The 16,719-nt window shown below is 57.9% G+C and carries 11 protein-coding genes; 2 read left to right on the forward strand and 9 right to left on the reverse strand.

Annotated features, from left to right (window positions below; translation table 11 throughout):
* Window positions 1-8: 8 nt before the first annotated feature.
* Entirely contained in the window at window positions 9-1,133 is a 1,125-nt protein-coding gene (locus tag FGU71_RS09760; RefSeq protein WP_142789082.1) for a DUF1501 domain-containing protein, read from the reverse strand.
* On the reverse strand, window positions 1,130-2,479 hold the full coding sequence (locus FGU71_RS09765) for a DUF1800 domain-containing protein (RefSeq protein ID WP_142788388.1): 1,350 nt from the start codon (window positions 2,477-2,479) through the stop codon (window positions 1,130-1,132). The genes FGU71_RS09760 and FGU71_RS09765 overlap by 4 nt, the downstream gene beginning before the upstream one ends.
* Before the next feature lie 632 nt (window positions 2,480-3,111).
* Between FGU71_RS09765 and FGU71_RS09770 the strand changes: the two genes are divergently transcribed.
* On the forward strand, window positions 3,112-4,038 hold the full coding sequence (locus FGU71_RS09770; protein ID WP_142788389.1) for an alpha/beta hydrolase: 927 nt from the start codon (window positions 3,112-3,114) through the stop codon (window positions 4,036-4,038).
* Between the two features lie 3 nt (window positions 4,039-4,041).
* Here the strand turns inward: FGU71_RS09770 and FGU71_RS09775 are convergent, their stop codons facing one another.
* Entirely contained in the window at window positions 4,042-5,565 is a 1,524-nt protein-coding gene (locus FGU71_RS09775; protein WP_267901826.1) for an SLC13 family permease, read from the reverse strand.
* Window positions 5,562-6,968 carry a lyase family protein gene (locus tag FGU71_RS09780; RefSeq protein ID WP_185960263.1) on the reverse strand — a complete coding sequence of 469 codons (1,407 nt, stop codon included), beginning with the start codon at window positions 6,966-6,968 and terminating at the stop codon, window positions 5,562-5,564. Before FGU71_RS09780 ends, FGU71_RS09775 begins: the two co-directional genes overlap by 4 nt.
* A gap of 118 nt (window positions 6,969-7,086) precedes the next feature.
* Here FGU71_RS09780 and FGU71_RS09785 point away from each other — a divergent pair, with 118 nt between their 5' ends.
* On the forward strand, window positions 7,087-8,292 hold the full coding sequence (locus FGU71_RS09785; protein WP_142788392.1) for an FAD-dependent oxidoreductase: 1,206 nt from the start codon (window positions 7,087-7,089) through the stop codon (window positions 8,290-8,292).
* 3 nt (window positions 8,293-8,295) lie between these two features.
* Here FGU71_RS09785 and FGU71_RS09790 read toward each other — a convergent pair whose 3' ends face one another.
* From FGU71_RS09790 to FGU71_RS09810, 5 genes are all read right to left on the reverse strand, one after another.
* Window positions 8,296-9,534 carry a dicarboxylate/amino acid:cation symporter gene (locus FGU71_RS09790; protein WP_142788393.1) on the reverse strand — a complete coding sequence of 413 codons (1,239 nt, stop codon included), beginning with the start codon at window positions 9,532-9,534 and terminating at the stop codon, window positions 8,296-8,298.
* Window positions 9,528-11,036, reverse strand: coding sequence for an N-acyl-D-amino-acid deacylase family protein (locus FGU71_RS09795; protein WP_185960264.1), 1,509 nt, complete (start codon window positions 11,034-11,036; stop codon window positions 9,528-9,530). The genes FGU71_RS09790 and FGU71_RS09795 overlap by 7 nt, the downstream gene beginning before the upstream one ends.
* A 98-nt stretch (window positions 11,037-11,134) precedes the next feature.
* Window positions 11,135-12,376: a M14 family metallopeptidase gene (locus tag FGU71_RS09800; protein WP_142788395.1), complete on the reverse strand. Its 1,242-nt coding sequence runs from the start codon at window positions 12,374-12,376 to the stop codon at window positions 11,135-11,137.
* Between the two features lie 65 nt (window positions 12,377-12,441).
* Window positions 12,442-15,576, reverse strand: coding sequence for a TonB-dependent receptor domain-containing protein (locus FGU71_RS09805; RefSeq protein ID WP_142788396.1), 3,135 nt, complete (start codon window positions 15,574-15,576; stop codon window positions 12,442-12,444).
* Window positions 15,577-15,763: 187 nt separating this feature from the next.
* Window positions 15,764-16,642, reverse strand: a complete 879-nt coding sequence (locus FGU71_RS09810; protein WP_142788397.1) for a LysR family transcriptional regulator — start codon at window positions 16,640-16,642, stop codon at window positions 15,764-15,766.
* Between the last annotated feature and the right edge of the window lie 77 nt (window positions 16,643-16,719).

The following is a 16,719-nucleotide window of genomic DNA, read 5'->3' on the forward strand; positions in this document are numbered from 1 at the left end:
CGGGCGCGCTAACGTCCGGGAAAAAGCGTACGTTTGGTTAGTTCCGGATCGAGTGTAAAATGGCTGGAACAAGTCGAGGCGATTACATCTTCTAATGCGCTGGTCGGTCTAAGATCGCGCGCCTGATAAAGGTCGCTCTGCCTCAGGCCGGGCCAATCGCCGAGCACTTTGCCGCCGCCCAGCGACCCGCCGTAGAGCAGGGTGGTAGAGCCGGTGCCGTGATCGGTCCCACTGGTCCCGTTGATGGAGGCCGTGCGCCCGAATTCAGTCGCGACGATCACCATTGTATCAGCCCACAACTCACCCAAACCCACTTTTAGCGCTTCAATCAGCGTGTCGAGCTTGCTCAATTCGCGGTCCAGCCGCCGGCTCTGGCCATTGTGCGTGTCCCAGCCCGTGGTCTCGATCATGGCGATGCGCGCACTATCTTCGCCCGATAACATGCGCGCAGCCAACGCCCCCACATCCGCGGCCTGGCGCATATTGCCGCTGCCATTCATGCCTTCGGCCATGGCGCGGGTCGCAAGGCTTTCTTCCCACAGCATATGCAGCCGCTCATCACCCATATAAAGCTGGGCAACCCGGCGCATGTAATCGTCCGCCGCATCGGGCAGCCGCGAAGGCGCGTAGGAGCCAGCCTTATGCGTCCCTTGCAGCGCCAACGGAATGTTCTGGGCGATGGCAATGCCCGAAGCCTCCGCCTCGGGCAGCAACCCGACGAGACGGTTGAGCCAGCCATCCTTGCGTTCGTAAGGTCGGGTTCCGCCGCTTTCGAGCACGTTCTGCCCGTCAAAATGCGACCGGTCGCGGTAAGTGGAGGCGACCGCATGGACCGCCATCATCTCTCCGGCTGCAAACATCGCAGCAGAACGTTCAAGGGCGGGGTGAAGCGCGAAAAGCCCCCCGATGAGCGGAGCATCCGCGTAATCCTCTGCCAGCGCGCCGCGCAGGCCCGCATAGCTCGGGTCGCCCACAGGCGCGATGATGCCCAGGCCATCCGCCGCGCCGCGCTGTAGCACAAAAACGAGCCGTTTTGACCCGCCGCCGCCAGCGGCAAAGGCAAGTTTGGGTAACATCGTTGCACCGACTATGGCGGCTGAACCGCCGAGCATGTTCCGCCGGTTTATTATCATCGCCACATTGCCTCCGGGCTTGCCAACATCAACGCCATCGCCTGCGCCGGGCTTTCTGCACGAGCGACCGCAGTCGCGCTGTTCTCGCTCCAGATCCCAGAATAAAGCATCGGGCCAAGGGTCCGCGCATCGTGCCGCGCGCCAAGCCTGCCTATAGTTTGAGCCGCTTCCACGCGCCGGTGCAGGGTTTCTGGCGCGGCCCATTTCGAGGCCTTGTCTTCAAATCCTGCCGGTGAGCCGGGCTGCCATAAATCCTGCCCCAGATTGACGATCATACGCCGCGCCCGCAAAGGGTCGAATTCATCGGTATCTATGGCGCGCAGGGATGCGATCGCCCACTCCCATGGCGTAAGAAATTTCTGACGCGTCTCGGCCCAGACCTCTGGTGCTTCGATCAGGGTTAGCGTCATCGCGCCCAAATCGCCTCCTGTCGCAAGGAAGCTTTCCTCAAGCCTGCTGACCAAGGCAGGCGGCGGAATATCGGCCGAGAAATGCCGCGCCAGTTTGGTCGCCAGATGCCGAGCCGTCGCAGGGTGATCCGCAAGATCATTCAGGATGCGCATGGCCTCGCGGGACCCTTCGTCCCGATAGGTTTTACCAAGCACGGTTTTGGGACCGGGTTCATGCAGCGAGGGATCGAACCCATAGATTTTATCTTGTTCGAAACGTCGTAAGACCGGGACCGTGTGGCCGGTCAACGCTTTGGCGAAAGCGGTCACGTCGGCCTGTGTGTATCCCGAACGCACCCCAAGCGTATGCAGTTCTAAAATTTCGCGCGCGAGATTCTCGTTCAGGCCGACCCGCCTTCTGCCGCGCCGAGCGGCGGCTTGGCCGCGCCGGCTGTTCGGTCCGATGGAACCGGCTTGATCAAGATAGATCAGCATTGATGGATGGGTTTCGGCCGCGCGTAGCATGTCGGCAAAACGGCCCAGGATGTAAGGCCGTATCGCTTCTGCCTCAAAGCTTCCGGCGAGCGGTCCAGCGCCCGGCTTTTCAGTTGAGACTGCGAAATGATTGGCCCAGAATTGCACCAACCGCTCTGTAAAGGGGGCCGTAGTGTGCACCGCCAATTCGATCCGCGCAGCGATTGCGTCTTGGACGTGGCTGCGCAAGGCACGCCTTGCCGCACGTTTGGCCTCTGCGTCTTGATCACGACGAAGCCGAAAGTCCGAAAACTGCCGAGTTATGGCCTCTGAATCTGGAAGCCCCATAATCCTGGCTGGTCTGGGGTCATAGTTCTGGACCTGCCTGCTCAACCACGCTTTTGGTGAACCATTCGGGCGAGCAGAAGGCCTTTGTCCATAGCCAAACCGCGTCGTAACAATACTCCACGAATGGTTAGTCATGGGACCTCCTGTACTTAACTCTAGAAGATCATGGGTAGCCAATAAGTGCAAGCAACGACTTGTCGCAAATTGTCACACCAAGCCCTGTCGGAAGCTGCCAGGATCAGCCAAACCTGAGGTGGGGCCAGTGGTCGCTGCAAGTATCAAATTCCCGCGATTAGCCGAATACGCAGTCTTTGAAATAAGCGGTGGCACGTCGTTGAGGTGTTCTCCAGATGTAGAGACGAAGCCGCTTTTGTCTGGCGGGCTGTGAACCAAGGGGGTTGCGATCAATCCCGAGTCCGGCATCGCTTCGCTGTCTGACTGTGACCCGGGCATTTATCCGCCAACGTTCACTGCGAACACATTGCCGCGTTTTTTTTGGCGGAAAAGGCAGCAAAGCAGCGGTAAGCTGCGGCACCTCCTCAAACCGCTGCTGGCATCATCTTTCGACCAGTATCGCTCCCACCTTTCTTGGAGCAGTTGACCCCGCCAATGCGAACGTCACGGGGCACCGATTTTCGAATTGCAGTTAAGCCAAAATGCCAAGAAGGCGTGCACCTGCTTTCACAGAACCATTGGATGACATGCTGCACGTTGACCGGATTTTCTCGCCGCTTAAGAAGGGCTGAGGCGAATTTCAGAGGTCAAGAATGAAGAATTCAGTGCATCTTTTTGGCAGGCTTCTGGCATTCATGCTCATCGTCATGGCCGGCCTTCACCCAACCGACAATGCTAAAGCCGCATCGCATCGTGAAAAGGCGCAGGCGGTGAAATCTGGCCTTGCTTACGGCACCGACAAATTTCTGTTTAGCGATTGGGTTGGTCCAAGTTTGCAAGTCTGGACCTATGTACCACCCGGCATCAATCAGAAGACTGCTCCGATCCTGTTCGTCATGCATGGCGTTCGCCGTGATGCTGACCGATACCGCGATGAATGGATCGATGAAGCAGACAAGGGCGGCTTTATCGTAATCGCTCCCGAGTTTTCACAGGACAATTTCCCCAGATCGCGCAATTATAATCTGGGTTCGCTGTTTGCGCAGGGCGACGATACGCCGCGTGACGAAGCTTTATGGAGCTTTTCGGCTATCGAGCCGATGTTCGATGATATTGTCCGCCAGATCGGCGGCGAGCAGACACGCTACACCATTTTCGGCCATTCGGCAGGCTCGCAATTCGTGCACCGTTTCCTGCTTTTGAAACCAGAGGTCCGCGCCAAAAGATACCTTGCGGCCAATGCCGGTTGGTACAGCTTTGCCGATTTGGATGTTGATTTCCCGTTTGGCCTGAAAGGCACGCCTGCGAGCGAGGAGCACCTGCGGATCGCACTTGCGAAAGATGTCGTCATTCTGCTCGGCGATCAGGATACCGATCCCGATCACCGCTCGCTCAATCGCAGTCACGGAGCGATGCGACAAGGGCCGCACCGCTTTGCACGCGGGCAGTCATTCTTCACCGCCGCAAAGGCTCTTGCAGAGCAACAGGGTTGGGAGTTTGGCTGGTCACTGCGCATCATTTCGGACGTCGCGCATTCGAATGACGGAATGGCAGCCGGCGCCTATGATTTGGTTGAGTGAGGCCTAGCTGAAATCGAGGCCCATAGCCCACCCGCCGAGCCAATATACAAATCCCGTCACCAGCGCGATCCCGATCAGATTGAGCACAAATCCGCCTCGCGCCATTTGCGGGATCGTGACCACACCCGTACTGAATGCGATCGCATTGGGCGGCGTGCCGACCGGCAGCATAAAGGCGCAGGTCGCAGCGAAAGCGGCTGGAACCAGCAGACCCATCGGGTCCATCCCAACACCCAGCGCAACACCGCCCAGAACTGGAATGAATGTGGCAGCGGTCGCCGTGTTGCTTGTAACCTCCGTAAGGAACAGCACGATGCCAACGACGCATCCGATGATCAGGATTGTGGGCAGCGTGGCAAGGCCTGAAACCTGTTGACCAAACCAGTCATCCAGACCCGTACCGGCAACGGCTCCGGCAAGGCTTAAGCCGCCGCCAAATAGCAGAAGTACGCCCCACGGCAGCCCGCGCTCTGCATCTTGCCAATCGAGCACCATACGGTTGTTGCCTTTGCCCGGCAGCATGAACAGCGCGAGGCCTGCGGCGATTGCGATAGCTGCATCGCTCAATCCGCCTAGCCAAGGCGCAGCAGCAGCAACCGAGGGCAGTTCAGAAATCAACCCTGGAACGATCCAGAGGAACGCTGCCCCGCCAAATACAAGCGCGACCATTTTCTCGCCCTGCGACATGGAGCCAAGTTTGGCGATCTCGCCCGCAATCAAATTTTTGCCGCCCGGTATCTCGTCCAACTCAAAGCGGTATAGCACCCGCGTCATCAGCACCCATCCGATCCCGATAAACGTCAATGCGAGCGGCACGCCGAGCATCATCCATTCGACAAACCCAATGTCGATACCAAGCTCGTCACTCGCATAGCCTGCAATGATGGCGTTGGGCGGACTGCCCAACAAAGTGCCAAGCCCGCCCATGCTGGCCGACCAAGCAATCGCAAGAACAAGACACACGCCAAAGTTTGTGACTTGTGGGTCGATGTCGTCACCGGCCGCGGGCGCGCCATCTGCCATGCTTCGCCCGGACACCAAGGCCAAAACCGAAAACCCGATGGGCAGCATCATCAGCGTCGTCGCAGTGTTCGACACCCACATGGACAGGAACCCTGTCGCCAGCATCATACCGAGCACAATCCGGCGCGGCGAAATACCTACTTTTCCCAGCGTCCACAGCGCGATCCTGCGATGGAGGCCCCATTTTTCCATCGCGATTGCGATCAGAAACCCGCCGAGGAACAGAAATACAATTGGGCTGGCATAGGAGGCAGTCGTCTCGCCCACGCCGCGCTCGGTGAGTGCAGGGATGAGGATGATGGGAAGCAAGGAAGTGGCAGCCAGGGGCACTGCCTCTGTCATCCACCACACCGCCATCAGCGTCGCAATCGCGGCGACAATCCGTGCGTCTCCCGACATGTCCGCCGGCGCAAGCAAGGTGTAGACCAGCATGGCAGCCGCAAGACCGCTCAGACGAAACGCCCAGATCGCCCATGCAGGGCGCAGGTTTGTGTTGTTGTCTATCGTTCTGCTCCCGGATCATTGGCGTCACTTACAACTCGTTCGACCTGTAGAATTGCAGGCGCATCGATGCGGGTTGGATCGAGCAGTTCGGATAAGGCCGGCAGGTCAAAATGGGCTGTGACCTTCGGCTCGGCCAGTAGCGCGGTGATAAAATCGGTATCGGCTGCCAGCGCATTTGCGACGACTTTTTTGGTCAACGTTTCGGCTTCGACGCGCGGCATATATTCGGACAGCGCGAACGCGATCCTTTGCGACATGGCAAAGCCGCGGGTCCGATCAATATTGGCGCGCATTCTGTCCGTGTCCACTTCCAGCCCGGCAAGCAAAGCGTTGAGCCTGCGAACAGCATCGACAGAGGTTATCGAGATTTCTTCTATCACGGGCGTAAGGCGAGACGTATTATCCCGCTCGAACAAATTGACGACATCATCCCCGAGCACTTCGGCGAGACGCGGAATAGTGCGACCAGCATGGACCAACCGTTCTGGATCGCGCGGGTTGCGTTTATGCGGCATCGAGCTTGAGCCGACGACACCGGCGCGCTGCGCCTCGCTGACTTCGGCGATGTCGGTGCCCTGAAGAAGGAACACCTCCTGTCCAATCCGTTGATGCGAGCGTGCGATCAGGCCGAGCATAAGCCCGTATTCGGCAATGACATCACGAGTTCCGCTCCAGTCGGCGAGGTCCGCCCGATCAAGGCCGAGCTCGCTGGCAAAACTTTGCTCGACTTCAATCGCCTTGTCGCCAAGCCCCGAATAATTGCCGACCGGCCCTTTTAAAGTAGCCGATCGCCTGACGCGGGCACGCAATTCGGAAAGACGTGCGCGGTGGCGCGAATATTCACCGATCCATGCGCTGACTTTTTTACCGAAAGTGATCGGCTGGGCATGCTGGCCAAGCGTCCGTCCAATCATCGGAGTGTGCTTGTGCTCTCTGGCCAGCGTGGACATCACGTCAATCGTCCCAGCAAGACAGGTATCGAGCTCTGTCAAAACGCGGTCCATCTGGAGCACCGTCGCCGTGCCGTAGATATCAACCGTGGTTGCGCCGTAATGCACATATTGATCGCCTGCATCATTTAGACTTTCGCGCCAGACAGCGAGCAGTGCGACCATGCGGTGCCGAACCACATCATAGGTCGCGTCAAACATTGATTGCGGGATCAAAGCGACTTGCGCTTTCTCGCTGATTTCCGCAGCCGCCTCGGCGGGGATCACGCCGTGAGCGGCCTGTGCGCGGGCCATGGCTGCCTCAACATCGAGAATGATCTGGGTTTGCGCATCGTACTCGAACAGCGCGCGCACCGGAGCAACGCGGCATTCGGAGGCGCTGACGGGCGATGCGATTGCGCAAATTGCGACTGCGCTGGCCGTTAGCGCGAATTTCCCATTTTTGAACGTCAAAGCGTGGCTCCCCCTTGGGCCCATAGACCGCATTTATGGCAGCCGCGTCAATCGATCATGGCCCGCCAGTGATGCGCGCTGCAAAATCTTACTGTGTCGGAACCAACGGGGATGATGTGTGGGGCAAAGTGCAATCATAATTGGCGCTGGGGTAATTGGCATCGCTTCTGCGTACGCCTTGGCGCGGCGCGGGTGGAGGGTGACGATCGTCGATCGTGCCAGTGGCCCCGCGATGGAGACCAGTTATGCCAACGGTGCGCAGCTGAGCTATTGCTACACCGACGCACTTGGGAGTCCGGCGTTGCTGGCTTCTCTGCCTTCGTTGATGGCTGGCAAAGGCGGGGTGTCTTTCCGATTGCCCATGGACGCAGATTACGCATCGTGGCTTGTCAGATTTGCGCTGAATTGCACGGCAGGAAAATTCCGACAGAATACAATTGCTGTTCTGAATTTGGCAGCAGAATCCCGGCTGGCGATGGACCGCCTGCGGGAACAGCACACAATCAAATTCGCGCATCGCATCGCCGGCAAAATTCACCTGCTGTATTCGAGCAAAGACCGCAGGCAAGCCGAGGTTATGCGGGCGTTGAAAGGTGCGGCGGGCTGCCAGCAGCAGATATTGGCGCGGGCTGATCTATCGCGGCTTGATCGCGCGCTGCCGGGTCTGGATACCGCCGTTACCGGCGCCATATCGACACCGTCTGAGGAAGTAGGCGATCCCCTGATGTTCAGCCGGGGCTTGCTGCAAATCCTGATCGAGAAATATGATGTAACGGCGCGTTTCGAATGCCCCGTCACAGCGATTACTGCTTTGAAAAACGGCACCGTGGTTACTTTGGCAAATGGCGATGCGGAGACAGCTGACCTGGCGGTTGTCGCTTCGGCGGCCGACAGCAATCATTTGCTTGCCCCTTTGCAACACAGCGTTCCGCTGCAGCCGATGAAGGGGTATTCGTTCGAGATGCCGCTGACCGGCGGATCGCCGCGTATCTCCGTGACCGATGGGAAACGCCGTCTGGTCTTCACAAATCTGGGCGACCGTATGCGCGTTGCCGGCATTGCCGAGCTCGGCAATGCCTCGCGAGAGATCGATCCTGAACGCGCTCATTGGTTGGTAAATGCGGCCCGTGAATGTCTGGCCAATGGCGGTGACTATGCCAAAGCAGGAAAGTTCTGGACTGGTTTGAGGCCAGTTACGCCCAATTCCCAGCCGGTGATTAGGCGGGCCAGCAAAACGCTTGCGATCAACACCGGACACGGCGCGCTCGGATGGACTTTAGCGATGGGATCGGGGGAGCGCCTTGCTGAACTGGTCAGCGTCTGAATGTCAGATATCGTCGGCGGATTCGTATTCCTCAACGTCAATCTCGCCTGCCATCCGGCCAACAGCGACAGCGATAGTTGCATCACCCGTCACATTGGTCATCGTGCGCATCATATCCATGATGTGATTGATACCAGCGACAAATGCGATGGTTTCCAGCGGTACGCCAATCGCGCTTAGCACAAGTCCCATCATGATCAGGCCGGAGCCAGGAATGCCCGCGGCGCCGACCGATCCGAGCGTCGCAGTGAGCGCGATCATAAGATACGATGCAAAGGTCAATTCAATCCCGTAAAGCTGCGCGCCAAAGACCGCGACCAGCCCGAGATACATCGCTGTGCCGTTCATGTTGATGGTTGCCCCCAGCGCGACGACAAAGCTGGATACAGAGCGGGAAACACCCAGATTGCGCTGAACACAGCGCAGGGTGACAGGAAGCGCAGCGTTGGAAGATGCGGTCGAGAATGCGACGGCCTGCGCATCAAAAATCCCGCGATAGAAATCCATCACAGGCAATTTTGCGATCGTGCGAAGGATCAGCGGGTAAACCAGCAGGATAATGATGAAACAGCCCGCATAATTGAGCGCGACCATAGTCGCGAGCGGAGCGAGTGCCTCAAACCCGAACGTGCCCGTGACCCACGCCATTAACGCAAATACGCCGAACGGGGTCAATTCCATCACGATCATCGTCATCTGCTGCATAACGGCAGCGCCTGCATCGACAGCTTTGATAATCGGCGCGGCCTCTTCGCCCGCCATCAAGAGCGAAATGCCGAACAGCATTGCGAAGATGATGAGCGGCAGGATCTGCCCTTCTGCCATGGTCATCACCGGATTTTCAGGGATCAGCTCGAGCAATCGCTCGGTCCAGCTTAGGATCGGCGGTTCAATGATGTCGGCGCCTGCTGCCAGCGTACCATTAAGCCCGACGCCAGGTTCGAAAACCGTTCCCATCGTCAGCCCGAGCGTGATCGAGGCGAGCGCGGTGAACAAGAACAAGCCAAGAGCCTTACCGCCTACGCTCCCAAGCTTTTTAAGATCTCCGAGGGCGGCGATGCCTGACACAAGCGAGAAAAAGATGAGCGGTACAATGAGCATGCGGATTGCGCGGATAAACAGATCGCCGATCCAGCGGATGCTTTCGGCCGCTTCGCCCAGATACAGGCCTGCGACAATCCCCAGCACAAGCGCGCCCAGAACGCGCTGCCATAGTTTGATCCCGAACCAGGTTTTCAGCATTGCGTATCCTTGAGCAAAGGTGCGCCGGGCAGCGCGCCGGTGTAGGTACCGCCTGTAATGACAGGCACGCCATTGACGTAAAGGTGCTCGACCCCGCTAGAAAGCTCACGCGGAGCGGAGTAATCGGCGTTGGGCGCAAACGTAGAAGGGTCAAATACCACTATGTCGGCGTGATAACCGGACCTCAGATAACCGCGCCGCTTTAGGCCGATTATATCCGCCGTCTTGCCGCTCGATCGCCGGATAAAGCGGGCAAGTTCCATTTTTGGTGCGCCGGTTACCAAATTGCGAAATGCTTTGGGGAAACTGCCATACTTGCGCGGATGGCCGCTGGTTCCGTCCGATCCGGTGACGACCCAATCCTGCCCGGCAAACGCGGCAATGTCAGCAGGGTTCATATTGAAAGAGGCAAGGCGGGCATCTCCAGATCGCAACACCTCAATAGCTGCGTCGGCTGGCTGCATGTTCCGCATCGCGCCGAGCTCTTGCAGAGTTTTACCAACCGGAACGTCCGAGCCCGAGAGCGATCCAGTGATAAGCAGGCGATCGGCCCCGCCGCGCCGCTCTATTGCCGCGACAACACCTGCGCGGATAGCGGCGAGCTGTGCCGGATCATCGAGCCGCTCACGCAATGCGAGCAACCCGCCTTCGAGCGCCTCTCGCGGCACGAGCGCGCTTGAGATGCGGGTACCCGAAGCCTCCCACGGATATTGATCGGCAGTAACCTTCTGACCCCCGGCCTGTGCAGTCTCTATCATCGCGATCATCTTTGCGCTGTGCCCCCAGACAGCTGGGCCGAGCGCTTTGATATGTGCGATGTGGACGGGTATTTCTGCTCGGCGACCGATTTCGAGAGTTTCGGCGAGGGCGCCCGTAACGGTCACGTTATAGGTGCTCTCATCGCGCATATGGGTGTCGTAATAACCGCCGGTTTCACGAGCGACTTTCGCCAGCGCGATCACTTCTTCGGTTTCTGAATAGCTTTGCGGAACGTAATACAGTCCCGTCGAGAACCCCCACGCGCCCTCGCACATGGCCGCGCGGGTGATGCTTTCCATCTGCGCAAGTTCTTTGCGGCTGGGTGCGCGGTTCGATGTCTCTAATACCGCTTCGCGCACAGGGCCGAAACCGACCAGATAGGCAACATTGGTGCCAATGCCATTTGCGGTTGCGGCTCTGGCGAGATCGGCAATGTCAGGCTTGCCGCCGCCGTCGTTGCCAACCACCACAGTCGTTACCCCCTGAAATGTAAAAGGCAGATTGGCACGGCGGCTGGTGTCGCTTGAGGCAAGATCGGATCCAGCGTGGGTGTGCGGATCAATAAAGCCGGGCGCGACGATCAGGTCGGTGGCGTCGATGGTTCTCGTTGCCGCGAAGCGCGAGTCGGCATCCGGGCCGATATAAACAATCATGCCATCACGCAGAGCAAGATCGGTGATCGTTCCAGCAGCGCCGGAGCCATCGAAAACCATCCCGCCAGAGATGATTGTATCGGCTGGCATTGGGGTTGGTATTGGGGCTGGAGGAAAGGATGGCGCAGTCTGGCATCCCGTCAGGCTGACGATCAGAGCGAACGAGGCGGCGCTGCCGATCCGTTGCATCATTGCGCTGTAGAGATGCCGGGTTCTGGCTGCGGGGTTTCGAGCATCGTGACCATCATGGCAATCGCAGACTCGCGTCCGATGCGTTTGATCAATTCGCGATCGGTTTCATCGCCAATTTCGAACGTGATACCGGGAGCTCCATAGACATCGAAAGCATGCGCTTTGGATATGGGCCGCCCTTCCTCGTGACGGGCATCACGGCTCACTTCGTAATCAGGCATCCGCTCCTGATACAGCGCGAGCCATTTCTTGGTGAAGAGTTCGGGATCGGTCGGCAGCTCGTCCGGTATGGTGTAAAACACATCGCGGCCTGTCGAATGAAAGTCGATCAGGACACGCAAATCGCGCGCAGGGTCTTCGTCTATCTGTTTTAGCAAGCCGCTCATTACCAACGTTTCGGGCTGGGTGAACGGGCCCCAGTCACGATTAAGATCGACACCGCCTGAATTATGGCGCCAATGGCCGAGCACTACGCCGTCGGGGTTGAGCAGCGGGACCGTAAGCGTTTCGAACCGCGCGCGGTATGCCTTGGCCAGTTCGGTGTCCCCCATGACCGTTTCGACAAAGGGCAGCATGGCAAGTGCGCCCGTCACTTCGGGCGGGTGCTGGCGACCGACAAGAACTACAGTTTCGCGTTGCTTCGCATCCGGTTCAGCGATGCGCAGCAGCTTAATCTCGCGCCCTTGCGCCGAACGGCCAAGCAGATCGACGGTCGCGAATAAGGCTTTCTCGCGCTCTTGCAGCCATGCGTCGTAAATAGACGGAGGTAAAATTTCCTGCGCGGCGACAAAGACCGGGTCTTTGCCAACTTTCAAAGTTATCTGTGCCGTGCGCTCACCACGCTCGCCTTCGACGAGGACATATTTGGACTTCATGAATTCCCAGTTCACGCCGTCAGTGCTGATTTTTGGCCAATAACGGTGGCCGCATTTGGTGTAATCGAGGTGCACTTTTATGCGGGTCCTGCGATTTGCATTGACCCGAAATGCATACCACGCACTGCAATTGATATCGCCTTCGTCTTCCGGTGCGATCGTCAGCTTGAACCGTTTTTTACTGGTAGCCTCGCACGACGCATATGCCCCTGTCACAAAGTCTTTGTCGATGCGGGCGGCCTGCGTTTCGCAATCGGGCGAAGCCAGTGCCAGCGCCGGGATAGGCTCGCTTAACGCCGCTGCCGGCGCGGACAAGAAAGCCAGAGACAGAAAAATCCCGATCATCATCGCTGCCATGCGCATTGGCCATGCTCCCTTGCGGTTATCAAAGTGAGCGGGCCGCAGCGTTGCTGCGGCCCGATACTGGCCTAAAAGTTCTTGCGAATATCGAACGAAAACTGGCGACCGCGTGCGCTGTGAAGGCTACCGTAAAAGCCAAAGCTTTCATCGGCGATGGGAGGATCTTCATCCAGGATATTGTTCACGCCAAACCGCAGCCGGGTACCGTCAATCGCGGTGCCGGTATCATCAATCGAATAGCTGATCCCAAAGTTCAGGGTAAACCAGTCGCCAACTTCGAACAGTTCAGCCGTATCGTCTTGCTGCGCGCTCGGATCAAACACACGGTCGACATAGCGGCCGAACAGGTTGATGCGTACAGGGCCGCTTTCCCAAGCAGCCGAACCGCTCAAACGCCAGCGAGGGCGCCCGTCAATTTCAAGCAGTTCGCCAAACCCGAAGGGCTGAAGTGCCGCCACATCGCCGACTGAAAGTTCAGAGATTTGCTGCAATGCCGGTGTCAGATCGGTAAAGAGCAATTCCGCATCGGGGCCGGCCTCTTGGTTGAAACCGAGCAGACGCGCTGCATTCAGCTGAAAATCGAAATCACCGAAACCGGTGCCGAATTCATACAAGACGCTGAAATCGAGGCCTTCAGAGGTCCGGCGATCAAGGTTGCGGTACGGGTTCAGGATTTGTTGGATATCGCCCGCTGGGTTGATCCCGGTGCCGGCATAAAGATCAAGCTGGTCCTGATCCGGCGCATCGCGGAGAACGTTCGGGTTGAAACTGTTCTGGAGCCGCAGGACAAGATCAAGCAAGAGCGCATTGCTGTTGCCGAAAATGCCGATGATGCCTTCCTGTTCAACCTGCCAGTAATCGGCGGTGAGCGTCAGGCCCGGAATAAAGCTTGGGGTTAAGACCACTCCGAAATTGATGCTTTCTGTGTTTTCCGGTTCCAGATCGCGCGCGCCCGAGCGGAAATCGATTGTGCCCTGCGTTCCGCAATCGGGCACATCGGCTTCGTCACCTTTAATGATCTCGGCAACGCACTCGACAGCCTGAATTACCGAGTTCGAACGGGTTGTGCCTGCATCGTTGATCTGGATCAGGTTCGGTGCGCGAAAGCCCTGCGACCATGCACCGCGCAACAGAATATCACCAATCGGACGCCAAGCCACTGCAGCCCGCGGAACGAAGGCGCTCGATGAGTCTGAAAACTCTTCAAAGCGCGCGGCGAGCTGCAATTCCAGAGTATCGAACAAAGGCACGTTCATGTCTGGCGAAACCAGCGGAACGAGGGCTTCTGCAAAAGCCGAATAGACTTCGCGGTTGCCGCTTGTATCGGGTGAGGGGCTTGAACCGACGACGTCACTGCCAAAGGTATCGCCATTCACAGCGTTGGTGAAAGTGATCGTGCCGTCGAGGCGCGGATCGCGATCATCCTTGAACGTCTCGCGGCGGAATTCCACACCGGCGGCAAAGCCAACACCGCCGCCGGGCAATTCGAACAGATCAGGGCGCGAAACCTTGAAATCGCCAAGCGCCAATGTGGTTTCGCCTTTGCGGAACACATCGATAGTGATCGCGTCAATCACGCTTTGCGGGTTAGGCGTGCAATCGATGACGTTGATGCCCAATTGATCCGTGAAACAGCCGCCATTGAAGGGGTTATACGCAGTCGCATCGGTGCGGTTGATCGCGTCCTGTGCCAGCGTGCCAGAAATACGATTACGTGTAAGGTCGGTGGTATTGGCCTGAGCGTAAAGGAAACCAGTATCGTAGTCCCATCCGCCGAACTCGCCGCGTAAACCGGCGACGAGACGGAATTCATCCTTGGTCACAGAGCCAAGCCGAGGCCCGGCATCGATCCAGCGATAATCTTCCATGAGAAGCGCGCGGCCATCATCGGTCACTCCGGAACCGATGCCGTTATCGACCCGGTTCGGATTGGGCGATCCATCGGGAAGAGTTGTCGCACCGAGCGGATTCCAGAATGCTGTTGCTTCAATGCCAAGCGGGACCGCGCTCAACATTGTGCTCTGTTCACGTTCACGGAAATTCTCGCTGCGGTAATAGGAACCTTCAAAGTAGAATTCCGCCGTGTCGCTCAGCTCGTAGCTCAACAGAGCCTGCGCATTATAACGCTTCTTTTCCGAGAAGAGAAAACGGTTGGCGCCAATATCATGGCGCAGCGCACGGTCAATCGTGCCGCCATTGTCGGCGCAGATCCCGTTACCCAGATCGATTACGCGCCCATCGCTATCCGCTGCACCGCCGGGGCCAAACAAGACACATGGTTGAAGGTGGAAATCGTCATCGCGCAGATCGGTGGTGGCAGACGATGTTGCCCGCGATCCCTGAATGTCGAAAGCACCCCATGGGCTATTGATCGAGCGGTTGTCGAATTGGGTGTCGCCTTCGAAATCGGTACCGACAAGGAAGGGCCGTAAATCACTGGATGCGGAATAGGGCCGGTCCTCGGCGCGCAGGCCATTTTCGTAGAAATAGCCGCCATAGACCGTCAGATTGCCGCGATCATCGGCAAAGTCAAAACCGAGCCCGCCGTCGATTTGATAGCTGAACAGGCCGGTTCCATCTGATGCGCGGTAATTCGCGCGCAGATATCCGCCATCACGGTTGCCCCGAAGGATGGTGTTGACGACGCCGGCGACCGCATCAGCGCCGTAGACGGCCGATGCACCGTCGCGCAGCACCTCGACGCGGCGCACACTGCCAGGCGCAATCGTGTTCGTGTCAGGGGAAACCACCGGAACAAACAGCTCTGTCTGGAAGCCGGGGTTAAGCAACATTCGCCGGCCATTGATCAGCAGCAGTGTATTACCCGTGCCAAGCCCGCGCAGATTTATCGAGGCGATGTCGCCGCGTGCGCCATTCACACCGCCAGCGGTGCTTTGTTCGTTAAACTCGACAGAACCAGCTTGCGGGATAGCGCGGAAAAGCTCGTCACCCGAAGCCGGATCGATGGAGTCGATCAGATCTTCACCAACCACCGTAACGGGAAGAACATCATCGACCTGAGCACCGCGGATTTGCGAGCCCGTAACAACAATTTCCGGCTGTTTTTTGGCCGAACCCTGCGTGGTGACATCAACTGGATCGTCGCCAGTCGAAGTGTCGCTCGCCTGAGCGTGAGCGCTGGCACTGGCGAGAGCCAGGACCGATGCACCTGCGAATGAGATTAAGCGCGGCGTAGTTTTCATGTTTGTTTCCCCCCGGATTGATTTGTGCAGCCTGATTTTTCAATCAAACTCCACCCCTCTTATGATGCACTTAGACTTGAAAGCGCGTCTGTGCGCAACCGCATTCCAAAATCTTATCCCATACGGGTTATAGCCTTACGTTATGGCTTTTCGTTTTCGACCGGAACGAACAAACCTTTTCGGGAGGCTAACCAAACATGCTTCTCAACGTGGCGATCGCGTCTTCGACAAGGGCATTTCCCGTTTCCTCGGCGAGGGTCATCGCGACAAAAGGAAGGGTGGGAGAGCCTTTCAATGCGAAACTTTGCAATTCCTCATTCGCAAAACGTTTGGCCGTAAAGCCATCAACGATTGCAAAGCCCGCGCCTAGTTTGACCAGTTCGGCGGCCACGAAATATGTCTGCGCGGAAATCGCGACTACGGGATTAATGCCTTCGCGTTCAAGATAGGCCTCTATCCGATCGGCGACTGGCCCGCTGTCGCGCAGGCCGATCATTTCTTTCCCCTCCAGCGCATCCGGCGAAAGCGTTTCGGCTGCTTCAGGAAAAACACCGCGTCGGCAAATCAGCGCGATTTCCACCGAGTTCACCGTTTGACAGCGGATACGGTCGTCGAACTCGTCGTCAAACCCGATGCACAAGTCGAAACGTTTCTCTAGCAAACCAGGGGTGATTTCGTCGCTGTGGAGTGTGCTCAGATCGAAACTTGCATCGGGATCGGCAGCGCGCATCGCCGCGACCATGGGCGGAACGATAGCAAAGCCGAGAGACGGCAAGACCCCGATCCGCAAATGCCCGCCTTTGCGGTTGCGGATATTGCCCGCCGTCCGGTCCAGCACAGACATACGCTCGTAGATTTCGCTGACGTCGCGGAACAGCTCGGTCGCGGCGTCGGTCGGAAACAGCCTGCCCTTGCGGCGGTCGAATAGGGCAAAGCCCAGCTGGTCTTCAGCATGACGGAGCACCTTGCTGACCGACGGTTGCGAGACGTAAAGGTTGCGCGCGGCGGCGCTGATCGAGCCTTCGCGGTAAACGTGATAAAACACCTCAATATGCCGAATGCGCATAGGTTTAGCTTACACGGCTGGATGCAATCATAAACCAAGTTATCGCATAGGTGGGGCAAGCCATGCTGAGAAAGACG

Origin of the sequence: Erythrobacter insulae, assembly GCF_007004095.1 — a bacterium.
Taxonomy (GTDB): domain Bacteria; phylum Pseudomonadota; class Alphaproteobacteria; order Sphingomonadales; family Sphingomonadaceae; genus Erythrobacter; species Erythrobacter insulae.